We start from the raw sequence: 25,884 nt of genomic DNA, 5'->3' as shown, positions 1-25,884 counted from the left end.
CGGTGTCCCCGAGACTGGCCGGGTGAACGACTGGTACTGCCATCCCTCCGCGCGTCACTGGTGCTCCGAGCAGGCGGCAGCGTCCGCACGGTCCTTCCATGCCTCGCTTCCGGGGTATGCGCCCACACCGCTGGTCGGGCTCCCGTCCGTGGCCGTCGAGCTCGGGGTGGGGCGGCTGCTGGTCAAGGACGAGTCGTCGCGACTGGGGCTGCCCGCTTTCAAGGTGCTCGGTGCCTCCTGGGCCTGCCAGCAGGTGCTGGACCGTCAGCCCGGTGCGACCCTGGTCACGGCCACCGACGGCAACCACGGGCGTGCGGTGGCCCGCGTGGCCGCGCAGCTGGGGACCACCGCGACGGTCTTCGTCCCCTCCGTGATGCAGCAGGGCCCTGCCGACCTCATCGCCTCCGAGGGCGCGCAGGTCGTCCGGGTCGATGGCGACTACGACCAGACCGTCGCGGCCGCGGCGGAGTATGCCCGTGCCGACGGGGACCGGGCGTTGGTGCAGGACACTGCGTGGCCGGGCTACGAGGACGTGCCCGCGTGGATCGTGGAGGGGTACGCGACGCTCCTCGAGGAGGTCGACGAGACGCTCGGGCGCGCGCCAGACCTGGTTGTCGTGCCCGTGGGTGTCGGTTCGCTGGCTCAGGCCGTGGTCACCCACTACCGTCGAGCGGGCAGCAGCCATCCCGCGGTGCTGTCCGTGGAGCCGGACACCGCCGCCTGTCTCCTGACCAGCCTGTCGCACGGCCGACCCACCAGTGTCCCGACCGCCGCCACGGTCATGGCCGGACTGAACTGCGGCACCGTCTCGAGCGCTGCATGGCCCGTGCTCCAGCGAGGGTGTGACGCCGCCGTCGTGGTGACCGACGCCCAGGCTTTGCGGGCCTCCTCAGACCTGATGGCGCTGGGCGTGGCCTCCGGGCCCTGCGGTGCCGCCACGCTGGCCGGGGCCCGCGCCGCTCTGACCGACCCGGCGCGCCGCGGCCAGCTCGATCTGCCTGACGACGCCGTCGTCGCGCTCCTCAGCACGGAAGGACTGCCCTCGTAGCTGCACCACACCTGATTGCGCTGCGCATCAACCGGGACCGGCTGTGGGACAGTCTCATGGGTGTGGCCAACGATCCCCTGCTTGGCCGGTCCACGAGGCGAACTGGGAGGCAAAGCCATGAGCACGATCACCGTCTATGGGGCGACGGGCATGGTCGGTCAACAGATCGCCGAGGAGGCGGTTCGCCGTGGTCACCATGTCCATGGTGTGGCGAGGCATGCACCGGAGCGGCCGCTCGGCCGGGTGGACTACGAGCTCGGCGACCTCGCCGAGACCGCGCAGCTGGTCGCCCGTGCGGCCGGCAGTGACGTGGTGGTCATCGCCGTCCCTCCGGACCGCAGCGGCGGCTCGCACGAACCTCTGTTGGAAGGGCACCGGGATCTGGTCGCTGCCGCGCCGAAGGCCCGTCTGTTCGTCGTCGGCGGGGCCGGCAGCCTCCTGACCGACGACGGCACCCGCCTGGTGGACACGCCTGACTTCCCCGAGGCCTACAAGGCCGAGGCGACGACGTTCGCCAAGGTCCTCGAGTTCTACCGTGCAGCCGGTGACACCATCGACTGGGTGATGGCGTGCCCGGCTCCCGAGATCGGCCCGGGTGCGGCAACCGAGAAGTACGTCATCGGTGGTGACAGCCCCGTCGGTGACTTCGTCAGCACGGGAACGTTCGCGGTCGCGGCGCTCGACGAGATCGAGGAGCCGACGGTCAGGAATGGCCGCTTCACCGTCGCCAACGCGTGAGCTCCAACGACCGCTCACGCTGTCCGCAAGCGCAGTGCAGGGTGGCATAGGCTCGGGAGCCGTGGCCGACGATGTGCAGGACCCGGGCCCGGTGGCACCAGATCGTTCCGACTGGACCTGGGTGCTCGACAAGCGCTGTCCGGACTGCGGGTTTGACGCCTCCCGGGTCCGACCGCAGGAGCTGCCCACCATCGTGCGGGACGCCCGACCGCGGTTCGTCGCCGTCCTGGGCCGTGCGGACGTGCGCGATCGCCCGTCGGCCAACACCTGGTCAGCCCTCGAATACGGCGGCCACGTCCGAGACATGTCTCAGGTCATGACCGAGCGCCTGGAGCAGATACTGGCGGCCGGTGGCGAGCTCGTGCAGTTCGCCGACTGGGACCAGAACGAGGCCGCGTCGACACAGCAGTACTGGCGGGCCGACCCCGTGGCCGTGAGCCGGCAACTCACCGAGTCACTTGACCGAGCTGCAGACCTCTACGCCGGCCCCACCGAGGAGCAGTGGGCGTGGCCTGCCCGGCGAAGCGATGGAACCCGGTTCACTGCCGGGACCCTCGCCCAGTACTTCCTCCACGAGCTCACGCACCACCTGTGGGACGTGCGGGGCTGACCAGACTCGTCGGGGCGAAGTCCACCCTGCTCGTCGGGGAGGTGCCGCCGGTCCGTCCGGCTGCAGCGGAGTGCTGCCAGTAGAGATTGGTGTAGGCGATCGCCTCCTCCGGCCCGATGGGGGCGCCCCACTTGCGTAGGTCCTCGGTGGTGTGGGCGTCCTCGACCAAGGTGGTGTCGTAGCCCCGCACCAGCGCGCTGTGGAGGGTCGCACGAATGCACGCGTCGGTCTGGGCACCGGTGACGACCAGCCGCCCCACCTCCCCGTCGGCAAGGATCGACTCCAAGTCGGTGTCGTCGAAGGAGTCGCCGTAGTGCTTGCGCACCAGCGGCTCATCGTCCCGGCGCCGCAGCTCGGGAACGTACTCCCACTCGGGTGACCCCTCGGGCAGCCCCTCGTCGGAGTGCTGCACCCACACCACGGGGACATTCTCCGCGCGAGCCCGGTCGACGAGGGCACGGATGTTGGCGATGACGCCCTCACGGTTGTACGCGTCAGGGACGACGCCTCGTTGCACGTCGATGACAAGCAAAGCGGTGCGAGAACGGCCGGGGAGGTTGGTCATGGTGCGGTGCTCCTGTTCCTACACGACGGTGGTCATCCAGCTTCCTGCACGCTAGCGACAGGTACCGACAAGCGGCAGGAGGGCAGCGGACAGGAGCGAGTTGGCCGAAAAGGCGCACGGCGACGACGGCGACGCCCTAGCATGACGCGCGGAGTCGGCTCCGGTGCGCTCCCTGCACCAGGGCCCGAACACTTCGGGGGGTTGCCCTGCCCCCGGACTTCGAGAAGGGCACATCCATGCTCACCTTCATCATCGGGACAGGCCGCTGCGGCTCGACCCTCCTCACCGAACTGGTCGCCCGACACCCAGATGTCGGATTCGTCTCCAACCTGGACGACAAGCTTCCCCGATTGGACCTCAAGGGGCGCTGGAACAAGACCTTGTTCACGCACAGTGAGCCGCGCGACCCGTCGTTGCGGGCCTTCCGGAACAGACGTCACCCCCTCGAGCTTGCCCGCCTCCGGATCGCTCCGTCGGAGGGCTGGGAACTCTTGGAGCGACAGGTCTCCTCCATCCTTCCGCGGCCGTGCCGCGACCTCACGGACGTCGATGCAACCCCGTGGTTGGTTCAGCGCCTGAGGTCGTTCTTCCTCGAACGCCAGCAGGTCCAGGGAACGTCCGTCTTCATGCACCACGTGACCGGGTGGCCACGCGTCGGCCTGCTCCGGAAGGCCTTTCCCGACGCCAGATTCGTCCACGTGGTTCGCGATGGTCGCGCAGTGGCCAACTCATGGCTGCAGGTGGGCTGGTGGGATGGCTATGCCGGGCCGGCCAACTGGTACCTGGGACCCTTGCCGGAGCGCGAGCGAGCCGTCTGGGATGAGTCACGACGCGACTTCGTGGTGCTGGCCGGCTTGGGATGGCAACTGCTGCTCGACGCCTTCGACACGGCGCGTTCACAGGTGCCCCCGGGCCAATGGATGGACCTGCGGTTTGAAGAGCTGATCGCCGCGCCGCGAGCGAACATCTCCCGCCTCCTGGGCTTCCTCGACCTGGACTGGACGGCGGCCTTCGAAGCCGGCTTCGCTCGACACACCTTCGAAAGAGGTCGCGGGACAGCCTGGCAGCGAGACCTGGGCCCGGCCGCGATCCACCGCCTCGAGGAGGCCATCGGCGACTCGCTGACTCGGCACGGTTACCCGCTGAGCCACGACGCGGTTAAGCCAGGGCGACCCAACTCCTCGGCGATGAATCCTGCTGGGTACCAAGTGGGTTCATTGACCTCCACGGCGCTTGCCGGACCTGCCCCCCAGGTGCGGTGAGCTGACGAAGGGCTTGGCAGCTGATTTCGGCAAAACCACCCGCTGCCCCGCCCCACCCGGTAAGAATGCTTGTGCGGCTGACCTGGCCCCGGCTGCGGTTTTGAAGTGAACCTCTTAACCGTGCTAGGCGGATCCGATGAGCGTCAGACGTGTGGGAGTCGACCTGCTCGCCCCCCTGCTGCCATGGAGTGACAGCGCCCGGCGGATGAGCCCGACCTTCCTCGTCGTGGGCACGAAGCGGGGTGGGACCACGTCCACCTACCACTGGATCGTTCGGCACCCGTCGATCGCGCCGTGCCGGGCCCTGAAGGGCACTCACTACTTCGACGTGAACTACGGGCGGGGACCGGGGTGGTTCCGCTCGAAGTTCGAGCCGCTCTCGTCAGGTTTCCAGATCACCGGCGAAGCCAGTCCCTACTACATGTTCCACCCGCTGGCGCCGGCACGGATCGCACGGGCCCTCCCCGACGTGAAGCTCATTCTCGTCCTGCGCGATCCGGTAGCGCGGCTGTGGTCGCACTACCAGTACGAGGTGGCACGCGGCCACGAGCACCTTTCCGTGACAGAGGCCGTCGCGGCAGAACCGAGCCGGCTGCGAGGTGAGGTGCAGCGCATGCAGGCTGATCCGGCATACGAGAGCTTCTCCTACCGGCACCACAGCTACCTGTCGCGCGGGCACTACGCCGAGCAGTTGGAGCGGCTCTACGAATTCTTCGCTGCGGAGCAGGTTCTGATCCTGCAGAGCGAGCGCTTGTTTGCCGACCCCAACCTGGAGCTCACCAAGGTCTGGGAGTTCCTCGACGTCCCACCTGTCCGGCTGGCTGGGCTGACCGCCATGAAGCAGGGCCGCTACAGCGCAATGCCGGAGGAGCAGGTCGAGCAGCTGCGGGAGTACTACCGGCCGCACAACCGGCTCCTGTACGCGCTGCCGGGAATCGACTTCACCTGGAGTGCCAACTGATGACGTCCGTCGGCCTGCCTGCCCGCACGCGATGGTTCGTGCCCGGCCGCATCTTCACCGCCCTTGCCGCCGTGGCCATGGCCCTGGCCGCCGTCTTCAGCGGAATGTCCGCCGGAGGCAGCGACAAGCGCATGGTGGTGCTACCGATCGCCATCGCCGTGGTCGGTGTCCTCGCTGTCCTGGCCTGCACCCGCTTCTCGGTCTTCGTGCTGCTGGTCCTGGGAGTCCGCTCCAGCATCGATCTCTTCAAGCTCAGCGGCTCCTCGGCCGGCAACACCGCCACGAACACGGCGTCGCGCGGACTCGACCCCTCGAGCATGCTGGGGGCGCTCTTCCTGCTCGCCGCCGCGTTGTGGCTGTGCGCACAGTACTTCGACACCGGTCACCTGAGGGGTTCGCGGCTGCGCTTGGCACTGGTGTCCTTCGGAGCCGTGGGGCTGATCGGGGTCACCGGCTCGGCCGCCCAGCTCGTGAGCCTGCTCGAGTGGTTGCGCATCGCCTCGGTCGTCATGATGTATGTCGTCCTGGAACAGTTGATCTCGAGCGACCTGATGCTGCGGCGCGTGCTGACGACGGCCTATGTCTCACTGTTGTTTCCGCTCGTCTACACGCTCTACACCATGGCGGCCGGGAACCCGGCCTCTGAGGTCAAGGGCAGCTTCACACGGATCACGGGGCCCTTCAGCCAGGCCAACACGTTCTCCCGCTACCTGGCCTTCATGATCGTCTTCGGGGTCGCGATCCTGCCCCACCTCAGCCGACGGGCGAAGCTCGTCATGGCCGGCCTCTTGTCGCTGTCATCCGTGTTCCTGGTCCTCACGCTGACGCGCGGTGCGCTCATTGCCACGGTCTTCGGCATCATCGTGATCGCGATCGTCGAGCGTCGAAAGGCGCTGCTGGCCGGCTTGTGCGCAGCGGTGCTCGCTGCGGCCATCGCCTTGCCCGGAGTCAGCAGCAGGTTTGCCGAGCTGGGCTCGTCCCGCAACATCGGGGGCACGCCGACCGGTAACACGCTGCAGTGGCGGCTGGACTACTGGACCGAGGTGCTCCCCTTGGCGAACTCCAACCCCATCACCGGCATCGGCCTGAACATGACGCAGTACAACACCGACGCCGCCAAGCAACCACACAACGACTTCATCCGCGCCTACGTCGAGATGGGCGTCCTCGGCCTGCTCACCTACGTCGCCTGGCTCGCCGCGCTCGTCGGCAACGCGCGGCGGGCACTGCGCGCGGCCAGACCACAGACGTTCGAGCATGCCGTCGCCGCTGGCGCTCTCGGGTGTGCCTGGTGCTTCATCGTGGGCAGCGCGGCTGCCAACGTCATGTCGAACGTCGTGTGCCTGTGGTACCTCGTCACGTTCGCGGCGGCAGCCTCGTTCATCGCCCGCGGAGCGCCCTCGGACGGCGTAACAGCCCTTGCGGACAGCCCCGTTCGCGAGGATCTCCACCTCTCATCGGTGCCCCGACCGACCTCGGACTAGGAAGAGAACACCATGGACCTCATCGACTACCTCAGGGCCGCCCGGCGAAGGATCTGGGTGCTGATCGGCGTCCCCGTGATCGCCGCGGGTGTCACTGTCTACCTCATACTCGGGGCGCCCACGCAGTACACGGCCTCCAGCAGCATCTCAGCACCAGCACTGGTGGGCGGGTCCACCTCGAACCAGTACTCGGGCTCCCAGGCGGTGAACCAGTACGTGGCTCAGTTCCAGGCGACAGCGCAGTCACCTGCCGTGTTGACCGAGACCGCTCGGGCCACGGGGGTCAGCCGGGCGGTCATCGCGAACGGGCTCCTGATCACCCAGATGGGCGCCAGCAGCGTCATGGACCTGACGTTCACGTCCACGGACCACGACGCTCCGGCCGCGGTGCTGCGGACGTTGACCACGCAAACCCTCTCGACACTGTTCGACACGCAGGTGTCTCTGGCCCAGAACCGAGTCGACTCCGCGAAGGCCGCTCTGTCTGCGGCAAACTCGGCCATCGGTGACTGGCGCACGAAGCACGGCATGGTCGACCCGACCCGGATGTACCAGGATCAGCTGAACAACCTCAACTCGCTCAAGCAGGTGCAGGCGCAGCGCCTGTCCAGCGGTGACTCCGCGGGCGCGGCTGCGCTCGGCGGAGCGATCGCCACCGCCAAGCACCAGCTGCCTGACCTTGGTCCGCTGGTGACCCAGTACGAGCAGCTGACCTCCGAGCGCAACCTTGCCGCGACGACGCTGGGCCAGGCGCAACAGCAGCTCCTCGACGCGCAGACCCAGAAGGCCGCTGCCGACCCCGCCAAGGTGGTTTCGGTGAGCCCGGTCACCACGGTCGACCCAGTCTCGACGATGTGGTCGACGGTGCTGCCCGTCACCGGCGCGGCTGTCTTCGTCGCCATCGCGTTGGTGGCCATGTTGGAGATGCTGAGTCGCTCCCGCTCGGCCGCGCGTGCCGCGCGCGGCAACCCGACGACGAGGGTCGCGGCGGCGACCACTGCGGCCAGGAACGGCTCGCCGGCGAGGGGCGCCTCGGCGACAGTCCGGTAGTCCCCGCACGGCGTGCCGCGCCACCCGCCGCCAGACGGCGGGTGGCGCGGCACGGGCGAGGACGCCCTCAGGCAGTGACCAGCCGGTGGCTGAACCGCTGCCGATAGGAACTTGGCGTGGTGCCGAGCTGGCGCACGAAGTGGTGCCGCAGGGCCTCCCCATTGCTGAAGCCCGCCCGTCGGGCGACCTCCTCGACGTCGAGACGGTCCTCCTCCAGGAGCTGCTGCGCCAGGAGGACACGCTGCCGGGTGAGCCACTGGTGCGGGGCAGTGCCGGTCGCCGCGGTGAACCGGCGGGCGAAGGTGCGGGGCGACATGTGCACCCGGTAGGCCAGGGCCTCGACGGTGTGCGGCTGGTCCAGGTGTGCCGGGAGCCACCCCAGCAGGGAACCGAGGTCGTCCTGGGAGCGCCGGCGCGTCGGCACCGGCGTTTCGACGAACTGGGCCTGTCCCCCGTCGCGATGGGGCGACACCACCATTCGCCGGGCGAAGCCGTTCGCGACGCGGGCACCGAACTCGCGCCGCACGAGGTGGAGACAGGCGTCGATCCCGGCCGCCGTGCCGGCGCTGGTGATGACCGGCCCGTCCTCCACATAGAGCCGGTCGCGCTCGACTCGCAGGCCCGGGTACAGCTCGAGCAAGGCGTCGGCGTGGTACCAGTGCGTCGTCACGACCCGGCCCTCGAGCAGCCCGGCGGCCGCCAGGAGGAAGGCGCCGGAACAGACGCTCAGGACGGTCGCCCCACGCTCGACGGCCGCCCGCAGGGTCTCGACAACACCGGGCTGGGGCGCAGCCCCGTCGGTCCGCCATGCCGGCACGACGATCAGGTCCGCGGTGCGAGCGCGCTCCAGCCCATGGCCGACCTGCACCGTCATCCCGCCCACCGTGCGCAGGGGACGCTGGTCCGCGGAACACACGGCGTAGTCGAACGTGGGCAGGCCGTCAGCGGACCGGTCGAGGCCGAACACCTCGCTGGCCACCCCCAACTCGAAGGGGTGGATCTCTGTGCCGACCAGCGCCACCACGTCTCGAATCATGGTTGGCAGAATATCCCCGACACCTGTCAGTTCTGCCAGTGTTGAGCCCATCGATCCCGACCGATGCTGGTCGGTATGGGAATGCTCGCTGACCTCGCCTTCGCCCACGGATCGGTCCGACGCCTGTGGACGCGTCTCCGAGAGGCCAACAGCGACCAGGTCGAGGCATGGGAGCGGCTCTGGCTGCTCAACCATCCCTGGGAGGAGGAGTACCTGCACTGGACCCCCGACGGGGACCTGCACGGCCAGCTGACTCCCCCGCCCGGGCGGAGGCGGCACAGCGTCACCAGCGGTGGATGGTGCCGGAGGTCGGCACGTGAGGCCCGCGAGCCGCAAGCGCCCCCCTCGCCGCCGGCACGGAGGGCGTCATAGCGGTCCGCTGCCGCGGTTTCGGGATCCACCTCCTCTGGCGCGCGGTCAGTCGCCCGGGACGTCGCGTTGATCCAGCACGCCGCTGTGCACCAGCTGCTCGGCCACGGTGACCAGTTTGGTGTTGGTCTCCTGGCTCACCTGAGCCAGGAGGAGGAAGGCCTTCTCGGGAGTGATCTTCAGCCGCTCGATGAGGACGCCCTTGGCCTGCCCGATCAGGTCACGGGTGGCCAGTGCGTCGTGGAGCTGCTCCCGCATCTGCAGGTCAGCGAAGGCCACGGCGGAATGGGCCGCAAACAGCAGCCCGATGTGCTCCGACTCGTCGGTGAACGCCCCGCGGCGACTGGAGAAGAGGTTCAGCGAGCCCAAGTTGTTGCCCTGCACATACAGCTGGAACGCGAGCATGCTCAGGGCCCCCGCTTCTGCGGCCCGGGGAGCGAACAGGGGCCAGCGCTCCGCCGTGCTCAAGTCGTTGACGCGGACTGTCTGCTGTTCATAGACCGCATCCAGACACGGTCCTTGGCCGAGTTCGTTCTGCAAAGCGTCTACTCGCTTCGGCAGCTCACCCGTCGACACGTGGGAGTCGACATGCTGACGGGCGCGCACCCTGCTGATGGAGCCTTCCTCGGCTCCCGGAATCATGCGCACGGCCGTGGCCACCATTCTGCCCAGCAACGAATCCAGGTCCTGCTCGTGCTGCAGCTCACGGGCCAATTCGCTCAGGCGAGTCGCCAACTGGTCCCGCCCCACCATGGAGCCCGTGTCCTCGGCCGAGGGTCGTCCCCGAGCACTGGCGTGCCGGCCGCTCATCTCTACCTCCACACACTCGCCGGGCGCCGGCCCGGGGCGACCCACTCCGTGGGACGACCGGGCAAGGCCCGTCCCCAGCCTCTTGTGCTGCACGCACGACGTCAAACGGTGCTCCGGTGGTTGCCGGCCTCTCAGCTCAGCTGTGATGGACACACCGGATGGCCCACGGGCGCACTTCGAGTCGCTCCTCAGGGATCGCCTCCCCACACACCTCGCACCGGCCGTAGCTGCCCTGCGCCACATGCTGTCGGGCCCGCCGCACGTCCTCGAGCATCGCGAGCAGCTGTTCCTGCGCCGACACCGCGGTGAGACGGTCGGCCGCCATCGAGGTCCCCTCGCCGACCCGCTTGCCGAACGAGATCGAGCCGACTTCGCCAGCGGGCTTGGTCAGTTCGGCGAGGTCGCGCTGGAGCCGTTCCTCCCGCTCCGCGAGGAGCTCGTCTATGTCAGGTCGCACGTCGTCAGGGTAGGGCGTGTTCCCCGCCGTTCCGAGCCGGCACACAGGTTCGGCTCCTAGCGTGAAATGGCGGTTCGACGGAATCGTAAGCGGTTGCTGACGGCTTCGGAGGCCTCAGATGAGCAGGCGTGCCGTCAAGGTGTTGCTGGCGGTTGCGGGGACGGCCCTTGCCCTGACCGCCGGCGTCCTCCTCGACGAGGCCCCCTACCCAGTACGACAGCGCTGGCTGCTCGACATTCCGCTGCCGGGGCTGGGGAACCGCGCCGTCGACAAGGTCCTGCGAGCGCGTCCCGGGGAGAGGATGCTGGAAATCGGGCCCGGCAGCGGCCTGCAGGCCCTGCATGTCGCCGCGCGGCTGGGCCAGGACGGCCGACTGGAGGCGATGGACGTGCAGCAGGGCATGCTCGATGTGGTGGGCCGGCGGGCACGGCGGCGGAGGTTGACCAACCTGCGTGTGGTGCGCGGGGATGCGCACCAGCTGCCGTTCGAGGACAATCAGTTCGACGCCGTCTACATGGTCACCGTGCTGGGCGAGATTCCCCATCCCGCAGGGGTGCTGACGGAGGTCAAGCGCGTGCTGCGCCCCGGTGGCCGGCTCGTCGTCGGCGAGTTCGCTGACCGGCACTATGTGCGTCTCCGCCGCCTCACCCGCCTGGCCAATGGCGCTGGACTGCAACTGACCACCGTCCGCGGGCTGCCGGGCGACTACCGAGCGTGCTTCGTCGCGTGACCATGCGGATCAGTCGGCTCGTACTGGTCGCCACCGCAGCAGCCCTCGGTGTGAGCGCGTGCAGCAGTGCGGGCACGCCGCCCGTGAGCGCCATCTCGTCCCCGAGGAGCCCAGCGCCGGTCACAGCTCAGCACCCGCGAGCCGCCCAGCCGAGCCGAAGCACGGCCCCGTCGAGCGGCGCGGGCCCCGGACAGCCCTGGCAGGGAAGGCCCCTGGGTCCCGGCGCCGGTCACCTGCATCCCGGATCGGATCCGCACGCGCTACCCACCGGGCTGCTGATCGCGGACAAGGCGAACAACCGGCTGATCATCGTCGACGCGCAGGGGCGGATCCGCTGGCGGTTCCCCCGACCGGGCGATCTTCGCCCCGGGCAGACGTTCCGCGTTCCCGATGACGCGTTCTTCACCCCGGACGGCCGACACATCATCGTCACGGAGGAGGACGACTTCGTCATCCGCGTCATCGACATCGCCACGCACCGCATCGTCTACCACTACGGCACGCCCGGGAGCCACGGCGCCGGCCCGAACCAGCTGTGGAACCCGGACGACGCGATCATGCTGCGCGACGGTTCGATCGTCACCGCCGACATCAAGAACCAGCGCCTCCTGCACATCACCGAGGGCGCGCACCGTCCCGCACGGGTCTGGGGCGGCCCGACCGGCGGCTACCACGACCCGCCCCGTGCCTGGGGAGCGCCGAACGGGATGTTCCCGAGCGCGCCCGGAGAGTTCCTCGTCACCGAGATCCGTGGCGACTGGGTGACGGCCATGAGCCTCCAGGGGCAGGTCAGGTGGTCCACCCACCCGCCCGGGGTGCTCTATCCCTCCGACACGAACCAGGTCGGACCCGACAGGTACCTGACGACCGACTACTCCGCCCCAGGTCAGATCGTCATCTTCACCAGAACCGGCAGGCCCCTCTGGCGCTACCGGCCCACCGGCGCGGCCGCCCTCGACCACCCGTCCCTGGCGCTCCCGATGCCGAACGGGGACATCGTGTGCAACGACGACTACAACCAGCGCGTCATCGTCATCGACCCCCACACCAACAAGATCGTCTGGCAGTACGGCCACACCCACCACGCGGGCCGAGCCCCCGGCTACCTGTCGAACCCGGACGGCCTGGACCTGGTGCCGCCGAACTCCCTCGTCGACCGGACGCTGCACCTCAACCCGTCGAGCGGAGGGTGAGACGAGCGTCAGACGGCGTCGAACTTGTAGCCGAGCCCGCGCACCGTGACCAGGTGCTGGGGCTCGCTCGGGTGGGGCTCGATCTTCGCGCGCAGCCGCTTGACGTGCACGTCCAGTGTCTTGGTGTCACCCACGTAGTCACTGCCCCAGACCCGGTCGATCAGCTGCCCGCGGGTGAGCACCCGGCCGGCGTTGCGCAGCAACTGCTCCAGCAGCTCGAACTCCTTCAGCGGCATCGCGACGTCCTCGCCGCGCACGGTCACGACGTGGCGCTCGACATCCATGCGGACCGGCCCGGCCTCCAGCACACCGGAACTCACGTCCTCGGTGTCCTCCGCCCGGCGCAGCACCGCCTTGACCCTGGCCAGCAGTTCACGGGCCGAGTACGGCTTGGTCACGTAGTCGTCGGCACCGATCTCCAGCCCGACCACCTTGTCCACCTCGCTGTCCTTGGCGGTGAGCATGATGATCGGGACCTGCGAGCGCTGCCGGAGCGCACGGCATACCTCCACTCCCGACAGGCCGGGCAGCATCAGGTCGAGCAGCACGAGATCCGCACCGTCGCGGTCGAACCCGGCGAGTGCGTCAGGACCGGTGGCGGCCAGCGCCACCTCGTAGCCCTCCTTGCGCAGCAGGTAGGACAGCGGGTCCGCGAACGACTCCTCGTCATCCACCAGCAGGATCCGCGTCACGGGCGCACCTCCACGTGCACATCCTCCCCTGCCGGTATGCCGGGCACGGCGCGGGTGCGCACCCCGGGTGGCGCCGGCCTGCGGCCGGCGAGCGCGTCGGCCGGCGCGAGCGGTAGCCGGACGGTGAAGGTCGAGCCGCGGCCCGGCTCGCTGTCGACGGTGACCTCACCGCCGTGGTTGGCGCACACGTGCTTGACGATGGCCAGCCCGAGTCCGGTGCCACCGGTGGATCGGGACCGTGCGGGATCCACCCGGTAGAAGCGCTCGAAGATGCGGGCGAGGTCGGCGCGGGCGATGCCGCATCCCTCGTCGGTGACCCGCACCCGACCGAGGTCTGCCGCCCGGGTGACCGACACCTGGACGCGGGTGTCCTTCTCGGAGTAGTTCACGGCGTTGGTGACCAGGTTGCGCACGGCGGTGGTCAGGAGCTCCCGGTCGCCGTAGACGACGCAGGGAAGCCGGTGCCCGTCGACCGTCCCGTGGTCGAGTTCAACGCTGATGGACCGGGACTCGGCCAACAGCCGGGTCTGCTCGACCGCGTCGGTGGCGACCTCGTGCAGGTTGACCGGCCGCGGTTGCTCGACCGTCTCGGCCGTCTGGAGCCGAGAGAGGTCCACGATCTCCTGGACGAGCCGGGTCAACCGGGAACTCTCGACCTTCATCCGCGCGGCGAACCGCTGCACGGCGTCGGGGTCGTCGTGGGCGTCCAGCACCGCCTCGGCGAGCAGGGCGAGACCGCCCACCGGGGTCTTCAGCTCGTGGCTGACGTTCTCCACGAAGTCGCGGCGCACCTCTTCCACCTGCTTGGCGCGGGTGAGGTCCTCGACCAGCAGGAGCACGTGCTCGCTGCCGAGCGGGGCGACTCGGGCGCCGACGGTGAGCCGGCCGTGCCCGATCGGCCCGCGCGGCAGGTCCAGCTCGGCCTCACGGATCTCCCCGTCCCGGCGGACCTGTCGGGACAGCTGCAGCAGCTGGTCGTGCACGAGCTGCCGGTCCCGGACCAGGCCGTGCGCCACCGCGGGCGGGCTGGTGTTCACGACCCGTTCCTCGGCGTCGAGGATGATGCCGCTCGATCGGAGGACTGCCAGCACGTCGGCGACCGTGCCGGGGGCGGTGGCGTCGACCCCGATGGGGGACGGGGCCACGTGCCTGCCCTCGGACCAGCGCGCGGCGAGGACGGCGGCGGCCCCGAGCAGCAGGCCGAGCGCTCCGCCGAGCAGGGCGGCCAAGGTGGTCGTCACGGGCACCAGCCTACGTACGGCGGTCGGTGGGTCCACCGCTTGACCGGCCCTCCGTGGGCCCGCTCGTGCCCGCGTTGGCGAGCGTGCACCCATCGTTCACCTCCCGTTCACCGCGGGAGCGGCTGGCCGCCACCTGCGCCGCCTACGGTCCCCGCTGTAGGACCTCGGTCGATCGATGCCGATAGCAACTGTCCGAAGGACTTTCCCGGAGAGGGGTTGAGTGTGGAGCGAAGCATCCTGCGCCGCCGGCTCTGTGTGTCGGTGGCCGCTGCAGCCGCCACCGTGTTGCTCGGCGGCTGCGGCGCAGTCAACGAGCGCGCCGCCGGAGCCACTGCCGGCAGCGAGACGACCGGAGTCTCCGGTTCGTCGTTGTCCGGCACGATCAACGGTGCCGGGTCGAGCGCCCAGGCGGCCGCCGTCGCCGCTTGGAAGGCGGCCTTCGAGGAGAGCCACCCGAACGTCACCGTCAACTACGACCCGGTGGGTTCTGGCGGCGGCCGCGAGCAGTTCATCTCCGGAGGGGTGGACTTCGGCGGTTCCGACGCCTACCTCGCCTCCGATGAGCTGGCACAGGCCAAGAAGCGTTGCTCGGGCGGGCAGCTCATCGAGGTCCCGGTCTACCTCTCCCCGATCGCGGTCGTCTATCACCTGCAGGGCGTGAAGGACCTGCGCCTCTCACCGGACACCTTGGCGAAGATCTTCGCGCGCAAGATCACCACCTGGGACGACCCGGCGATCAAGCGGGACAACCCCGGCACCACGCTGCCGAACACGCCGATCACCGCGGTCAACCGCTCCGACGACTCCGGCACCACGGAGAACTTCACCGACTACCTGGCCAAGGCGGCACCCACGGTCTGGACCTACCAGGTCAGCGGGATGTGGCCCCTGCACGGCGGCGAAGCGGCCAAGGGCACCACCGGGGTCGTGCAGGCGGTCACGTCCGGCACCGGCACCATCGGGTATGCCGACGACAGCCAGATCGGCGACCTCCCCTCCGCCCGGATCACGGTGGGCAACCACGACGTGTCGCTCACCTCCACCGCCGCTGCCAGGGTCGTCGACGTGTCCACGCAGGTACCGGGCCGTGGCACCTACGACGACGCCCTCAACCTCCAGCGCACCCCCAAGGACTCGAACACCTACCCGATCGTCCTGGCCTCCTACCAGCTGTTCTGCACGACGTACTCCGACCCGAACAAGGCTGCACTGGCCAAGGCGTGGCTGTCCTACATCGGCAGCAAGGAAGGCCAGCACGTCGCCGCCCGGGCCGCCGGGTCGGCGCCCCTGAGCGGGCACGGCAGGAGCCTGGTCACCCGGGCCGCGAAGGCGATCCAGACTCCATGACCCAGCTCACCGAACGGCTCCACGCCCGGCGTCGCAACGGTGGCGACCGCGCCTTCCACGCGGCGGCCACCGGCGCGGGCCTGCTCATCCTGGTCGTCCTGGCCGGCGTCGCGGGTTTCCTGCTCTGGCGCGCCTGGCCGGCCCTGACCGCGGCCCCGCAGGACGTGCGCGGCGGTCACGGCCTGCTCCACTACATCGGCCCCCTGGCGTTCGGCACCGGGCTGTCCGCGGTGGTCGCGTTGCTCATCGCCACCCCCCTGTCGGTCGGGATCGCGTTGTTCATCACCCACTACGCACCGCGCCGCCTGGCCCAGGGCCTGGGCTTCCTGATCGACCTGCTGGCCGCCATCCCGAGCATCATCTACGGCCTGTGGGGCATCGAAGTGGTGGCCCCGCACTCCGTCGGCATCGCGCAGTGGCTGGCCGAACACGCCGGTTTCCTACCCTTCTTCGCCGGGCCCGCCAGCGGGACCGGGCGGACCATGCTCGTGGTCGGGGTCGTGCTGGCGGTCATGATCCTGCCGATCATGACCGCGGTGAACCGGGAGGTGTTCCTCAAGACCCCCCGCCTGCAGGAGGAGGCCGCCCTGGCCCTGGGCGCCACCCGCTGGGAGATGATCCGGCAGGCAGTGCTCCCCCCGGCCCGCTCCGGTCTGGTCTCCGGGGCGATGCTCGGACTCGGGCGCGCCCTCGGGGAGACCATGGCCGTGGCGATCATCCTGTCCCCCTCGGCCCGGTACAGCTGGGACCTCGTCAGTTCGGCGAACTCCGGCACCATCGCCGCGGACATCGCCTTGCAGTTCCCGAACTCCAGCGGCATCAACGTGGCCACGCTGGTCGCCTCCGGGTTGGTGCTCTTCCTGCTCACCCTGGGCGTCAACGTCGCCGCCCGCGCGATCGCGGCCCGGGCGAATCGTGAGGCTTCCTGATGGCGTTGACGTCACTGACCCAAGCCCGCCCCGAGACCGAGACCGCCGCGCAGTCGCCCCTGTGGCTCGCCCGGACGAGCCGCTGGCGGCGCGCGAAGGACCGGCTCGTCAGCGTGGTGGTGACCGGCTTCTTCCTGCTCGCCCTCCTGCCGCTGATCTCGGTGATCCAGAAGGTGGTCAGCGCCGGATACGCGCGCCTGGATCCGGAGTTCTTCACCTATTCGATGCGTGGCATCGTCGGCGCCGGCGGCGGGGCCTACCACGCCATCTTCGGCACGCTCCTCATCACCGGGCTCACCACCCTTCTCTCGGTGCCGATCGGGGTCATGACCGCGATCTACCTCGTCGAGTACGGCCGGCCACGCAGCCTCGCGCGCGCCATCACCTTCCTGGTCGACGTCATGACCGGCATCCCCTCCATCGTCGCGGGCCTGTTCGCCTACACGCTGTTCGTCCTCTTCCTCGGCCCCGGCGCCCGCGCCGGCATCATCGGCGCCGTCGCGCTCAGCGTCCTGATGATCCCGGTCGTGGTTCGCTCCACCGAGGAGATGCTGCGCCTCGTGCCGGGCGAGCTGCGTGAGTCCTCCTGGGCCCTCGGTGTTCCCACCTGGCGCACCATCACCAAGGTCGTGCTGCCCACCTCGGTCGCCGGGATCACCACCGGAATCACGCTGGCGGTCGCCCGCGTGGTCGGCGAGACCGCGCCGCTGTTGGTGACTGCCGGAGCCACCACCGGCACCAACCTCAACCCCTTCTCGGGGCGGATGGAGACCCTGCCCATCTTCTCCTACTACTCCTACGCCGCCCCCGGGATCCCGCTGGAGCCCTTCCTGCAACGAGCCTGGACCGCTGCGCTGACCCTGATCCTGATCGTCATCGGCCTGAACCTGCTCGCCCGACTCATCTCCCGGACGTTCGCCCGACGAACCGGCAACTGACCCCAGACCAGAGGAACACCGCTCGTGTCCAAGCGCATCGACGTCAACGACCTGAACATCTACTACGGGACCGTCAAGGCCGTCGACCAAGTCACCATGACCATCGAGCCCCGCTCTGCCACCGCGCTCATCGGGCCGTCCGGCTGCGGCAAGTCGACCTTCCTACGCGCCCTCAACCGCATGCACGAAGTCGTGCCCGGAGCCCGGATCGAGGGGTCCGTTCACCTGGACGGAGTCAACCTCTACTCCGCCGGCATTGACCCCGTCGTGGTGCGCCGCACCGTCGGCATGGTCTTCCAACGGCCCAACCCCTTTCCCACCATGTCCATCTTCGACAACGTCGCCGCCGGGTTGAAGCTCAACGGCCTCCGCGACAAGAAGCTCCTGGCCGAACGGGTCGAGACCTCCCTGCGGGCCGCCAGTCTCTGGACAGAGGTCCGCGACCGGTTGCACAAGCCCGGTGGCGGGTTGTCCGGCGGCCAGCAACAACGCCTGTGCATCGCCCGCGCGATCGCGGTGGAACCCGAGGTCCTACTCATGGACGAACCCTGCTCGGCCCTGGACCCCATCTCAACGCTCGCCATCGAAGACCTCATCGGCGAGCTCAAGTCTCGCTACACCATCGTCATCGTCACCCACAACATGCAACAAGCCGCCCGCGTCTCGGACCGGACGGCCTTCTTCAACGTCTCGGGCACCGGCCAGCCCGGGCGACTCGTGGAGATGGGAGACACCCGGGCCATCTTCGACAGCCCCGGTCAGAAGGCCACCGAGGACTACATCTCCGGCAGATTCGGCTGATCCGAGGTGTCGGCCGTCGGCGGACGCACCGGTTCGTCCGTACGCCGTCGGGACCGCACTTCCTCAGCCGGCGGAGTGGTAGGGGGCGAAGCGCTCGACGGGCAGACCGCGTGAGGCGAAGCTGAGCAGGTCGGCCCACAGGGGGGCCGCGATCGTCGCCCCGAAGACCTGTCCCTTGTAGAAGGTTCCGCCCAGCCGGATGTTGCGCAGGTGCACCGCGTTGTTGTCCGGTGCGCCGACCCAGACCGCGCCCACCAGCTGCGGCGTGTAGCCCACGAACCACGTGGCGTTGCCGAAGTCGGCGGTGCCGGTCTTGCCGGCGGCGGGCCGGTGCCCCGCGAGGTGGACACCCTTGGCGGTCGCTCCGTCGTCGGTGAGCACGTGCCTGAGGATCGCTGTGGTGCCGTCGGCGATCACGGGGTCGAGCACCTGCTGGCAGGTGCCCGTCCGGATGCCCAGCTTCTTGCCATCGGGACCGGTGACCGAGAGCACCGGGACCGGGGCACAGCGCTCGCCGTCGGACGCGATGGTCGCGTAGGCGTCGGCCAGCGTCATCGGTGACACCGGGTCCGCGCCCAGCGCGATCGGCGCGACGAGGTGCTCGATCGGCTGGCCGCTCGCCTGGTGCAGGCCCAGCTGCGTCATCGTGTCACGCACGTTGCACAGCCCCAGCTTGCCGTCCAGGCCCACGAACGCCGTGTTGACCGACTTCGTGGTGGCCGAGAGCAGCGACATGTTGCCGACGGTGGTGCCCTCGTCGTTGAACACGGGATAGCTCTGTCCCGGGCCGAGGCCGCACGGGCCGGGAAGCTCCGCCGTGGTGAACGTGGCAGCCTTCGACGCGCTCGCGGGGCGGGCGTAGACGTTGCTGTGGATCGACATTCCTTGCTTCAGGGCCGTCACCACGGCGAACGTCTTGGCCGCCGATCCGAACTGGAACCCGCCGGACCCGCCGTAGACCTGGTCCACGGCGTAGTTCAAACCCGTCTGTCCCGCAGGGGGATGCTGCGCGGTGGTGAACCTTGTGCTCTGCGCTGCGGCCAGCACGTGGCCCGTGCCGGGCTGAAGCACCACGGCGGCGCCCGCGATGCCGTACCTGTTGGCCGGCACCGCCTGTCGGAGCCTGCGTAGCGCCTCATCCTGGAGCCTGGGGTCCAGCGTCGTGCGGATGGTCAGGCCACCGCGGTCGATGCGGTCGATCCGCTGGGCCACGGTTGCTCCGAGAGCCGGCTGCTGCGCCAGCCAGGCCATCACGTAGGTGCAGAAGTAGGGGAACCGTGAGGCCGCGCACGTGCTCTTGTGCGGGGTCACGTGGAGCCGAACCGGCGTGTGCTTGGCCGTGATCCACTGCCGCTCGTCGATGAAGTGGTGCTGGTACATCTTGTCCAGCACCACGTTGCGCCGCTGCAGCGCCGCCTGCGGGTCGTGGATCGGATCCGTGACACCGGGCTCGTTCACGATGCCAGCCAGCATCGCCGCCTGGGGGATGTCGAGCCGGCTGGCGTGGATGCCGTAGTAGTGCCGGGCCGCCGCCTCCACGCCATAGGCCTGGTCGCCGTAGTAGACGATGTTGAGGTAGCCCTGCAGGATCTGGTCCTTGGTCAGCTTCTTCTCGAGGGCGATCGCGTACTTCAGTTCCTGCAGCTTGCGCTCATAGCCGGCCACCCCCTGTCGCACCGTCGCCGCCTGGGCGGCGCGTTGGTTGCCGTTGCGCAGCGCGTCGTCCTCCAGCGAGATCTTGACGAACTGCTGGGTCAGCGTGGACGCGCCTTGCTCCGTGGTGCCGTTGACCAGGTTCGAGGCGAGGGCTCTGGCGACGCCCTTGGGGTCCAGCGCTCCGTGCTGGAAGAACCGTGCGTCCTCGATGGCCACCTGGGCGTCCTGCATCGCCCGGGAGACCTTCGACAGGGGCACGATGATGCGGTCCTGGTCATACGGCGTCGCTATGACGGCCCCATTCGCGGCGACGATCGTCGACTGCTGCAACAACGGGTTGCTCTGGAACCGGCTGGGCAGGGAGTCGAACATCTGCACGCCCTGCCGTGCCGTCATCCCCACCGCTCCCACGCCGGGGATCAACAGGGCGGCGCCCAGCAGGCCGACCACCACCGCGGTCGCGACGAACGCGCCGAACAGGCTCAGGACATTGGCGAACTTGGCGACAAGCCCGTGCACATCTCCAAGAGTGGCCCGTCCGGCCGCTCCGTGCACCACCAATGCGCACGGCGACAGCGGCTCGGGTCGCTCCCACTCCGACGGCTCCGCTGATCGCGGTCAGCGGGCACGCCACCGCTGCGTTCAGCGAGCGCTCAGCGCGCGCCAGACACCTCGGTCGATGACGCCGTTGGCGCGCAGGTGGTGCGCCCTCTTGAAGCGGTTGACCTGGCGTCGCGTGGCAGGGCCGAAGATGCCATCGGGCCGCAGGCCGCCGAGTGCGTTCTGGGCGATCTTCACGTAACGGCCCCTCGAGCCCTGGTGCAAGCGCTTGCTGACCCAGGGCGTGTAGTCATGGCCGAGGATGTGCCACACCGACGACCCGGCGACTCCGTCCACACGGAGGCCGTTGGCACGCTTGAGGGTGTTGACCTTTCGACGGGTGGCCGGGCCGAAGACGCCGTCCCGCTGCAGGCCGCCGAGGGCGTTCTGCAGCACCTTCACCGCCCGGCCCCGGGAACCGTAGCGCACCGAGCTGCGGTAGTACGCCGCGTAGACCCGCTTGGCCTTGGCCGTGTGCTTCGGCTTGGCCGTGTGCTTCGGCTTGGGCTGGGCGACGTGCTTCGGCTTTGCCGGCTGCCGCTTGGGCTGCGTGGCAGCGGTCGCCTTCTTGCCGTCGAGCGCCAGCCAGGTGGCCCGGTCGGTGACCCCGTCGGCCGGGAGGTGCTTCGACGCCTGGAACCTGCTCACCGCCGCCGCCGTGGCGGGGCCGTAGCGTCCGTCGACGGCGAGTGCGCCGAGCCGCTCCTGGAGGGCCTTCACCGCAGCGCCGCGGCTGCCCTGCCGGAGCACGGTGCCGTAGTACCTGCTCAACGAGGGACGGGTGGCCAGCAGCGCCGCGCGCCACGTCCGGTAGCCGACGACACCGTCCCCGACCAGGCCCTGTTCGCGCTGCCACCGGGCGACCACAGCTCGCGTCGCCGGGCCGAATTCGCCGTCGGCCGTGATGCCGACGAGCTGCTGGACGACCTTGACGACCGGGCCGACCATGCCTTGCCTGACGGTGATCCCGCTGAAGGTGACCAGCCTCTTGTGGAGGGTGGAGGAACCGTCCTCGGCACGAACGTGCGGAGAGGAGGGGCACCGCGTCCCGTTGAAGCGGGTGTAGCCGGAGGACCAGTTGAGGTCAGCAGGCCGGCAGGGCCCGAAGTCCTGCCGCGCCACGTGTCCCGTCCACCAGGAGGTCCGCTTCATCGCTCCCTCCCAGGAGAGGGTGATGTGCAGGTGGTTCCGGTGGCACGCGCTGTCGTGGGCCGCGCCCGCCAGGGCCTTGCGGGTGGAGCACCCGCGGTAGTCGAACCACCCCTTCTGCGGCGCCCAGCCCCACCACTGCTTGTTGTTCCAGATGAGGTACATCACGCCGAGTCGTCGGGCGTTGCCGCCCGGGACCCCCCGCTCGTCCTTGCCGACAAGCCACTTCGCGAAGGCGTCACCGTACTTCTTGCTGCTGTTCCGAACGCTCACGCCCCAGTCCACGGATCGGCCGTCGTAGTGCTCGGAGTAGGACACCATCGTGTCGGTCCCGCACGTGCGCGTGGTCGCGTTGACGCTCGTCGACGGGTAGGTCTGCCGCAGCAGTTGCGACAGGGCGAGGGTCCCGGGCTTGGCCGTCACGTCACAGGAGTTGTCCTGGACGTAGGCGGGGTAGCTCTCGATGGCCGCGGGCAACCGCGCCGGGACCCGGGGAACGGGAACTGGGGCGGCGCTGGCGGCGGGCGCGAGGGCGACGACTGTCGCCACAGAGGCGGAGGCCCCGAGAGTCACTTTCAGGGCAGGAGAGATTGCGCGCAGGGTGGGGAGCATCTTTCGGAATCTTTCGGCGCGTCGGCTTGAAATCTGGAGTCGTAACGAATATCGGCCTGAGCAGTAGAGCCGACCGGCACTCTGTGGCGCAAGTGGTTGAAGTGAAAAGGGGCCGAACGGACGACCACCACATCTCGGAGATGACGTCCACAGAAGACACCCATCTGTCTATACTCGAGTCAGCAAGTAGAGTTACTGCACAATTCTCGTCCCGGGTCGGCTGCCGGCCCTACTGTCCCGAGGAGGGCCGATGTGGTCTCTTGCACAGCAGGCGGTGACCGAGGGGTGGTTCGCCGGGCACGGCAACGCCGTGAAGACGGTGGTCGCCGGCTTCCTGGTGGGCACCGTCGTGGGGATCACCGGCATGGGTGGTGGTGCGCTCATGACGCCGGCACTCATCTTCCTCGGCGTCGGGAACGCCTCCACCGTGGTGACGGCCGACCTGACTGCCGCCGCCGTCTACAAGTCCGGGGGCGCCCTCGTCCACTGGCGCAAGGGGGCACCGAACCTCCGGCTGGCGGGCTGGCTGATGCTCGGCTCCATCCCGATGGCGTTCCTCGGCCCGCACCTGCTCCACTGGTTCGCAGCGCCGTCGCAGATCGAGAGGCTGCTGCAACTGGCGATCGGCTTCGCCCTGCTGCTGGCCGCAGGGACCTACGCGGTCCGGTTGTACGTGCAGCTACGTCGGTCGCGCACCACGGAGCGCACGGGTGGCGAACCGGTGATCCGTCCCCTGCCGACCGTGCTCATCGGCGCCCTGGGTGGACTGCTCGTGGGCGTCACCTCGGTCGGCTCCGGATCGGTCATCATGATCGCGCTCGTGATGCTCTACCCGGCCCTGTCCGCGCTGAAGCTCGTCGGCACGGACCTGGTGCAGGCCGTCCCCCTCGTCCTTGCCGCCGCCATCGCCAACATCCTGACCTATGGGCTGGATTTGGGCGTTGCCCTGCCGTTGGTCCTCGGCTCGGTTCCCGGTTCGCTCCTCGGCGCGCGTCTCGCGCCGAAGGTTCCCGCCGCAGTGATCCGTCGCGGCATCGTCGTGGTACTGACGATCTCGGGGCTCGCGCTGCTCGACAAGGCGGGCTGGGCCCCGCTGGGCGCGGGTAAGGACCAGACCCATCCGGTCCTGATCGCCCTGATCGGCATTGCCCTGCTCCTGGTCATGTCGGTGGTCTGGGCGCTCCTGCGAAGGCGCCAGGGGCTTCCGATGTTCGGCAGTCGCACGCGCCCACCTACACCGGCGGTGGATCCGCCGGCCGCCAGCCACTGAGCATCCGGGCGTGCTCGGGGGCGGCGCGGCTCAGCCAGCCACCGGGCGGAATCTCCTGTCGGTAGGCGAACCTGCGCAGCGACTCGGCATACCCGAGCACTCGCTCGGCGTAGGCGTGCGACTCACTCCCGAGGTCCGCCTCGGAGGACAGTTCCGCCATGGCAGTCAGGACCGCCGCCGCATCCAGGATGTCGCGCACCTCCTGATCGGTCGGCTTGGCCGCGTCGTCCTGTGCAGTCACCACGATCCTGCTTTCCGCCAGTTGCTCTTCTCCGGCGACGTGTGCGCCCTACCCCTTCCTTCCAGCACCGAAACTCGCGCTGGTCCAGCAGGCAAGACACGCCGCTGGAGGACTGGACGCGCCCAGCGCCGCGTGATCGACTGTGGCCATGTCTCCCGTGACGTGGCGAACGCCGGCGCGCAGCTATCCGCTGTGCTGCCGCGTTGCCACGTGCTGGCATCGCTGCGCCTGATCGGCCCCTGCCAGCCCACAGCGCCCACCCGTTCCCGGGCGCTCCCCTTCCGCTTGGAGACCTCGATGATCCGCCTTTCCGCCTCAGCCGACCGGCCCGCCCCGCGGGGTCTGCACCAGCTCGGCCTGCGCCTGCTGGTGCGCCTGTACGGCCCGACCGATGACCCGGGCGAGGTGGCCACCCCCGAGCGGCGCTGCCGGGGCGGGGAGCAGCAACTCACCGCCTGCCGCTAGCTCGGGTGCGGGAGAGCCGGTCACGGCGCAGGGCTGTCGCCCGGGAACGCCTGGTGCACATTCGCCTGGACGTTCTCGACAGTCTCTTCCGGATAGAGGGGCATGGCCTCGCGAATCTGCGCGTAGCCCCACGCGGCGAGCGCCCCCGCAGCCGCTCCGTAGCCGGCGGTCAGCAGGAATGCGGCTGTCTTCGGCGGCAGGTACCGGTCCAGCACCCGCAACGTGAAGACCACCGAGCCGGCCGTCGCCAAGGCCCCGCACACCGCCGCCCCGCCCAGCGCCGCCGTGCCCTTGCCGGCGTTCCGGCCCTTCTGCATCAGCTCGGTCTGCGCGAGGCGCAGCTCCTGCCGCAACAGTGCTCGCACGTCCTCTCGCACCGCCGCGAACAGGGCGCTGCCCTCATCGGGTCCGGTCTGCGTCATGGCGTCCTCCTTCACTCCCTCGGCGGGTTACCCACTCACCGCGCGGTTAACGGACGCCTCGGATGGGTCATCATGTGGACGGACGTCCCACTGGACGCCGACGCCACGTCATGCCACGCGGGCGACCCACGCGGGCACGAGTTGAAGGAGCACGCCGATGCGCGCACTGGTCAAGTCGAACGCCGGACCCGGCCTCGAGCTGGTGGACCGGCCCGAGCCGTCGGTCGGACCGCTGGAGGTCAAGATCCGCGTGCTCCGGGCCGGGCTCTGCGGCACCGACCTGCATCTGGAGCAGTGGGACGACTGGGCGGCCAGCACGGTGCAGCCACCACTGGTGATCGGACACGAATTCTTCGGTGAGGTCGTGGAGGTCGGCGAGGACGTGACCGACGTCCAGAAGGGTCAGTTCGCCTCCGGCGAGGGACACGTGGTCTGCGGGACGTGCCGCAACTGCCGGGCCGGACGACGCCACCTCTGCATCAGGACCAACAGTGTCGGGGTGAACCGCGACGGAGCCTTCGCCGACTACGTGGTCATCCCGGCCAGCAACGTGTGGGTCCAGCCGGACGACCTGGACCCCGACCTCGGCGCGGTGTTCGATCCGCTCGGCAACGCCGTGCACACCACGTTGAGCTTCCCGTTGGCCGGCGAGGACGTCCTCGTGACCGGCGCCGGCCCCATCGGGGTGATGTCCGCGGCGATCGCGCGCCACGTCGGCGCCCGTCACGTCGTGGTCACCGACGTCAGCGACGACCGGCTCGCCCTCGCCAAGGGTGCCGGCGCGGACCTGGTCGTCAACGTCGCCGAGCGCCGGATCGTCGACGCCCAGCGCGAGCTCGGGATGCGCGAGGGGTTCGACGTCGGCCTGGAGATGTCGGGCAGCCCGTCCGCGGTCGAGGAGATGCTCGGCAACATGAACCACGGCGGCCGCATCGCCATGCTGGGCCTCCCGAAGGATCCGTACCCGATCGACTGGGGCCGCGTGATCACCCACATGATCACGATCAAGGGCATCTACGGTCGGGAGATGTACGACACCTGGTACGCGATGAGCTCGATGCTGCAGAGCTCGTCGACCCTCCGCGAGGCCGTCCGCTCCGTCATCACCCACCGCTTCCCCGCCGAGCAGTGGCAGGACGCGTTCGAGGCCGCACGTTCCGGGCGGTGTGGCAAGGTCGTCATGGACTGGAGTTGACGGCCGAGGAAGG

At 69.4% G+C, this 25,884-nt stretch carries 26 protein-coding genes; 16 read left to right on the top strand and 10 right to left on the bottom strand.

The features are described from left to right. From VFL99_RS07445 to VFL99_RS07435, 3 genes are all read left to right on the top strand, one after another. Positions 1–1,048, top strand: a 1,048-nt coding sequence (locus VFL99_RS07445; protein WP_325105702.1) for a pyridoxal-phosphate dependent enzyme, incomplete at its 5' end; no start/stop codon positions are given. 117 nt (positions 1,049–1,165) lie between these two features. Further along, the gene (locus VFL99_RS07440) at positions 1,166–1,786 is read left to right on the top strand and encodes an NAD(P)-dependent oxidoreductase (protein ID WP_325105701.1); all 621 of its coding nucleotides are present in this window, start codon (positions 1,166–1,168) and stop codon (positions 1,784–1,786) included. A gap of 61 nt (positions 1,787–1,847) precedes the next feature. Then, positions 1,848–2,396, top strand: a complete 549-nt coding sequence (locus VFL99_RS07435; protein WP_325105700.1) for a DinB family protein — start codon at positions 1,848–1,850, stop codon at positions 2,394–2,396. Here the strand turns inward: VFL99_RS07435 and VFL99_RS07430 are convergent. Next, positions 2,365–2,961 carry a cysteine hydrolase family protein gene (locus VFL99_RS07430; RefSeq protein ID WP_325105699.1) on the bottom strand — a complete coding sequence of 199 codons (597 nt, stop codon included), beginning with the start codon at positions 2,959–2,961 and terminating at the stop codon, positions 2,365–2,367. The two genes, VFL99_RS07435 and VFL99_RS07430, sit on opposite strands and share 32 nt — an antisense overlap. 236 nt (positions 2,962–3,197) lie before the next feature. Between VFL99_RS07430 and VFL99_RS07425 the strand changes: the two genes are divergently transcribed. The 4 genes from VFL99_RS07425 (at position 3,198) to VFL99_RS07410 (ending at position 7,718) form a co-directional block, all read left to right on the top strand. Then, positions 3,198–4,223: a sulfotransferase family protein gene (locus VFL99_RS07425; protein WP_325105698.1), complete on the top strand. Its 1,026-nt coding sequence runs from the start codon at positions 3,198–3,200 to the stop codon at positions 4,221–4,223. Positions 4,224–4,359: 136 nt separating this feature from the next. Continuing rightward, positions 4,360–5,184: a sulfotransferase domain-containing protein gene (locus VFL99_RS07420; RefSeq protein ID WP_325105697.1), complete on the top strand. Its 825-nt coding sequence runs from the start codon at positions 4,360–4,362 to the stop codon at positions 5,182–5,184. Beyond that, positions 5,184–6,668, top strand: coding sequence for an O-antigen ligase family protein (locus VFL99_RS07415; protein WP_325105696.1), 1,485 nt, complete (start codon positions 5,184–5,186; stop codon positions 6,666–6,668). The genes VFL99_RS07420 and VFL99_RS07415 overlap by 1 nt, the downstream gene beginning before the upstream one ends. 12 nt (positions 6,669–6,680) lie before the next feature. Then, positions 6,681–7,718: a Wzz/FepE/Etk N-terminal domain-containing protein gene (locus VFL99_RS07410; protein WP_325105695.1), complete on the top strand. Its 1,038-nt coding sequence runs from the start codon at positions 6,681–6,683 to the stop codon at positions 7,716–7,718. Positions 7,719–7,785: 67 nt separating this feature from the next. Here the strand turns inward: VFL99_RS07410 and VFL99_RS07405 are convergent, their stop codons facing one another. The 3 genes from VFL99_RS07405 to VFL99_RS07395 all read right to left on the bottom strand — a co-directional run bounded on the left by VFL99_RS07405 (position 7,786) and on the right by VFL99_RS07395 (position 10,390). Then, positions 7,786–8,754 carry a helix-turn-helix domain-containing protein gene (locus VFL99_RS07405; RefSeq protein ID WP_325105694.1) on the bottom strand — a complete coding sequence of 323 codons (969 nt, stop codon included), beginning with the start codon at positions 8,752–8,754 and terminating at the stop codon, positions 7,786–7,788. A gap of 417 nt (positions 8,755–9,171) precedes the next feature. Further along, the gene (locus VFL99_RS07400; RefSeq protein ID WP_325105693.1) at positions 9,172–9,933 is read right to left on the bottom strand and encodes a GAF and ANTAR domain-containing protein; all 762 of its coding nucleotides are present in this window, start codon (positions 9,931–9,933) and stop codon (positions 9,172–9,174) included. 136 nt (positions 9,934–10,069) lie between these two features. Continuing rightward, positions 10,070–10,390: a TraR/DksA family transcriptional regulator gene (locus tag VFL99_RS07395; protein WP_325105692.1), complete on the bottom strand. Its 321-nt coding sequence runs from the start codon at positions 10,388–10,390 to the stop codon at positions 10,070–10,072. Between the two features lie 118 nt (positions 10,391–10,508). On the opposite strand from VFL99_RS07395, the gene VFL99_RS07390 reads away from it, so the two are divergent. Together VFL99_RS07390 and VFL99_RS07385 are read left to right on the top strand one after the other, a co-directional pair. Then, positions 10,509–11,120, top strand: a complete 612-nt coding sequence (locus VFL99_RS07390) for a class I SAM-dependent methyltransferase (RefSeq protein ID WP_325105691.1) — start codon at positions 10,509–10,511, stop codon at positions 11,118–11,120. An 83-nt stretch (positions 11,121–11,203) separates the two neighbouring features. After that, positions 11,204–12,313 carry an outer membrane protein assembly factor BamB family protein gene (locus VFL99_RS07385; RefSeq protein ID WP_325105690.1) on the top strand — a complete coding sequence of 370 codons (1,110 nt, stop codon included), beginning with the start codon at positions 11,204–11,206 and terminating at the stop codon, positions 12,311–12,313. Between the two features lie 8 nt (positions 12,314–12,321). On the opposite strand, the gene VFL99_RS07380 is transcribed toward VFL99_RS07385, so the two are convergent. Together VFL99_RS07380 and VFL99_RS07375 are read right to left on the bottom strand one after the other, a co-directional pair. Next, positions 12,322–13,005 (bottom strand): response regulator transcription factor, encoded by a 684-nt coding sequence (locus VFL99_RS07380; protein ID WP_325105689.1) that lies wholly within the window; start codon positions 13,003–13,005, stop codon positions 12,322–12,324. Continuing rightward, on the bottom strand, positions 13,002–14,246 hold the full coding sequence (locus VFL99_RS07375) for a sensor histidine kinase (protein WP_325105688.1): 1,245 nt from the start codon (positions 14,244–14,246) through the stop codon (positions 13,002–13,004). The genes VFL99_RS07380 and VFL99_RS07375 overlap by 4 nt, the downstream gene beginning before the upstream one ends. A 222-nt stretch (positions 14,247–14,468) precedes the next feature. On the opposite strand from VFL99_RS07375, the gene pstS reads away from it, so the two are divergent. Genes pstS through pstB form a run of 4 tightly spaced genes read left to right on the top strand, consistent with a single transcriptional unit; the run spans position 14,469 to position 18,261 of the window. Next, positions 14,469–15,593, top strand: coding sequence for a phosphate ABC transporter substrate-binding protein PstS (gene pstS / locus VFL99_RS07370; protein WP_325105687.1), 1,125 nt, complete (start codon positions 14,469–14,471; stop codon positions 15,591–15,593). Continuing rightward, positions 15,590–16,522, top strand: coding sequence for a phosphate ABC transporter permease subunit PstC (gene pstC, locus VFL99_RS07365; protein WP_325105686.1), 933 nt, complete (start codon positions 15,590–15,592; stop codon positions 16,520–16,522). Before pstS ends, pstC begins: the two co-directional genes overlap by 4 nt. After that, entirely contained in the window at positions 16,522–17,460 is a 939-nt protein-coding gene (pstA, locus tag VFL99_RS07360) for a phosphate ABC transporter permease PstA (protein ID WP_325105685.1), read from the top strand. The genes pstC and pstA overlap by 1 nt, the downstream gene beginning before the upstream one ends. A 24-nt stretch (positions 17,461–17,484) precedes the next feature. Then, the gene (gene pstB, locus VFL99_RS07355; protein WP_325105684.1) at positions 17,485–18,261 is read left to right on the top strand and encodes a phosphate ABC transporter ATP-binding protein PstB; all 777 of its coding nucleotides are present in this window, start codon (positions 17,485–17,487) and stop codon (positions 18,259–18,261) included. A 63-nt stretch (positions 18,262–18,324) separates the two neighbouring features. On the opposite strand, the gene VFL99_RS07350 is transcribed toward pstB, so the two are convergent. Both VFL99_RS07350 and VFL99_RS07345 read right to left on the bottom strand, forming a co-directional pair. Next, complete coding sequence (locus VFL99_RS07350; protein ID WP_325105683.1) at positions 18,325–20,436, bottom strand: transglycosylase domain-containing protein; 2,112 nt, start codon at positions 20,434–20,436, stop codon at positions 18,325–18,327. 123 nt (positions 20,437–20,559) lie between these two features. After that, complete coding sequence (locus VFL99_RS07345) at positions 20,560–22,278, bottom strand: peptidoglycan-binding domain-containing protein (RefSeq protein ID WP_325105682.1); 1,719 nt, start codon at positions 22,276–22,278, stop codon at positions 20,560–20,562. Between the two features lie 250 nt (positions 22,279–22,528). Between VFL99_RS07345 and VFL99_RS07340 the strand changes: the two genes are divergently transcribed. Further along, positions 22,529–23,548, top strand: a complete 1,020-nt coding sequence (locus VFL99_RS07340) for a sulfite exporter TauE/SafE family protein (RefSeq protein ID WP_325105681.1) — start codon at positions 22,529–22,531, stop codon at positions 23,546–23,548. Here VFL99_RS07340 and VFL99_RS07335 read toward each other — a convergent pair. Then, positions 23,511–23,789, bottom strand: a complete 279-nt coding sequence (locus VFL99_RS07335; RefSeq protein WP_325105680.1) for a hypothetical protein — start codon at positions 23,787–23,789, stop codon at positions 23,511–23,513. The two genes, VFL99_RS07340 and VFL99_RS07335, sit on opposite strands and share 38 nt — an antisense overlap. Before the next feature lie 297 nt (positions 23,790–24,086). Between VFL99_RS07335 and VFL99_RS07330 the strand changes: the two genes are divergently transcribed. Then, positions 24,087–24,254, top strand: coding sequence for a hypothetical protein (locus VFL99_RS07330; protein ID WP_325105679.1), 168 nt, complete (start codon positions 24,087–24,089; stop codon positions 24,252–24,254). A gap of 20 nt (positions 24,255–24,274) precedes the next feature. Here VFL99_RS07330 and VFL99_RS07325 read toward each other — a convergent pair whose 3' ends face one another. Next, entirely contained in the window at positions 24,275–24,676 is a 402-nt protein-coding gene (locus VFL99_RS07325) for a phage holin family protein (RefSeq protein ID WP_325105678.1), read from the bottom strand. A 157-nt stretch (positions 24,677–24,833) separates the two neighbouring features. Here VFL99_RS07325 and tdh point away from each other — a divergent pair, with 157 nt between their 5' ends. Continuing rightward, positions 24,834–25,871 (top strand): L-threonine 3-dehydrogenase, encoded by a 1,038-nt coding sequence (gene tdh, locus VFL99_RS07320; RefSeq protein ID WP_325105677.1) that lies wholly within the window; start codon positions 24,834–24,836, stop codon positions 25,869–25,871. Positions 25,872–25,884 lie beyond the last annotated feature (13 nt).

The sequence above is a fragment of the Segeticoccus sp. genome, from assembly GCF_035708005.1.
The sequence above is the reverse complement of the archived record's forward strand: the minus strand, read 5'-3'. Positions and strand labels throughout refer to the sequence as shown.

What these genes read in the sequence shown, in the direction of transcription:
- VFL99_RS07440 (WP_325105701.1), top strand. Translation starts at nt 1,166, where the DNA reads ATGAGCACGATCACCGTCTATGGGGCGACGGGCATGGTCGGTCAACAG.
- VFL99_RS07430 (WP_325105699.1), bottom strand. Translation starts at nt 2,961, where the DNA reads ATGACCAACCTCCCCGGCCGTTCTCGCACCGCTTTGCTTGTCATCGAC.
- VFL99_RS07425 (WP_325105698.1), top strand. Translation starts at nt 3,198, where the DNA reads ATGCTCACCTTCATCATCGGGACAGGCCGCTGCGGCTCGACCCTCCTC.
- VFL99_RS07420 (WP_325105697.1), top strand. Translation starts at nt 4,360, where the DNA reads ATGAGCGTCAGACGTGTGGGAGTCGACCTGCTCGCCCCCCTGCTGCCA.
- VFL99_RS07415 (WP_325105696.1), top strand. Translation starts at nt 5,184, where the DNA reads ATGACGTCCGTCGGCCTGCCTGCCCGCACGCGATGGTTCGTGCCCGGC.
- VFL99_RS07410 (WP_325105695.1), top strand. Translation starts at nt 6,681, where the DNA reads ATGGACCTCATCGACTACCTCAGGGCCGCCCGGCGAAGGATCTGGGTG.
- VFL99_RS07405 (WP_325105694.1), bottom strand. Translation starts at nt 8,754, where the DNA reads ATGATTCGAGACGTGGTGGCGCTGGTCGGCACAGAGATCCACCCCTTC.
- VFL99_RS07400 (WP_325105693.1), bottom strand. Translation starts at nt 9,933, where the DNA reads ATGAGCGGCCGGCACGCCAGTGCTCGGGGACGACCCTCGGCCGAGGAC.
- VFL99_RS07390 (WP_325105691.1), top strand. Translation starts at nt 10,509, where the DNA reads ATGAGCAGGCGTGCCGTCAAGGTGTTGCTGGCGGTTGCGGGGACGGCC.
- pstC (WP_325105686.1), top strand. Translation starts at nt 15,590, where the DNA reads ATGACCCAGCTCACCGAACGGCTCCACGCCCGGCGTCGCAACGGTGGC.
- pstA (WP_325105685.1), top strand. Translation starts at nt 16,522, where the DNA reads ATGGCGTTGACGTCACTGACCCAAGCCCGCCCCGAGACCGAGACCGCC.
- VFL99_RS07345 (WP_325105682.1), bottom strand. Translation starts at nt 22,278, where the DNA reads ATGCTCCCCACCCTGCGCGCAATCTCTCCTGCCCTGAAAGTGACTCTC.
- VFL99_RS07340 (WP_325105681.1), top strand. Translation starts at nt 22,529, where the DNA reads ATGTGGTCTCTTGCACAGCAGGCGGTGACCGAGGGGTGGTTCGCCGGG.
- VFL99_RS07330 (WP_325105679.1), top strand. Translation starts at nt 24,087, where the DNA reads ATGATCCGCCTTTCCGCCTCAGCCGACCGGCCCGCCCCGCGGGGTCTG.
- VFL99_RS07325 (WP_325105678.1), bottom strand. Translation starts at nt 24,676, where the DNA reads ATGACGCAGACCGGACCCGATGAGGGCAGCGCCCTGTTCGCGGCGGTG.
- tdh (WP_325105677.1), top strand. Translation starts at nt 24,834, where the DNA reads ATGCGCGCACTGGTCAAGTCGAACGCCGGACCCGGCCTCGAGCTGGTG.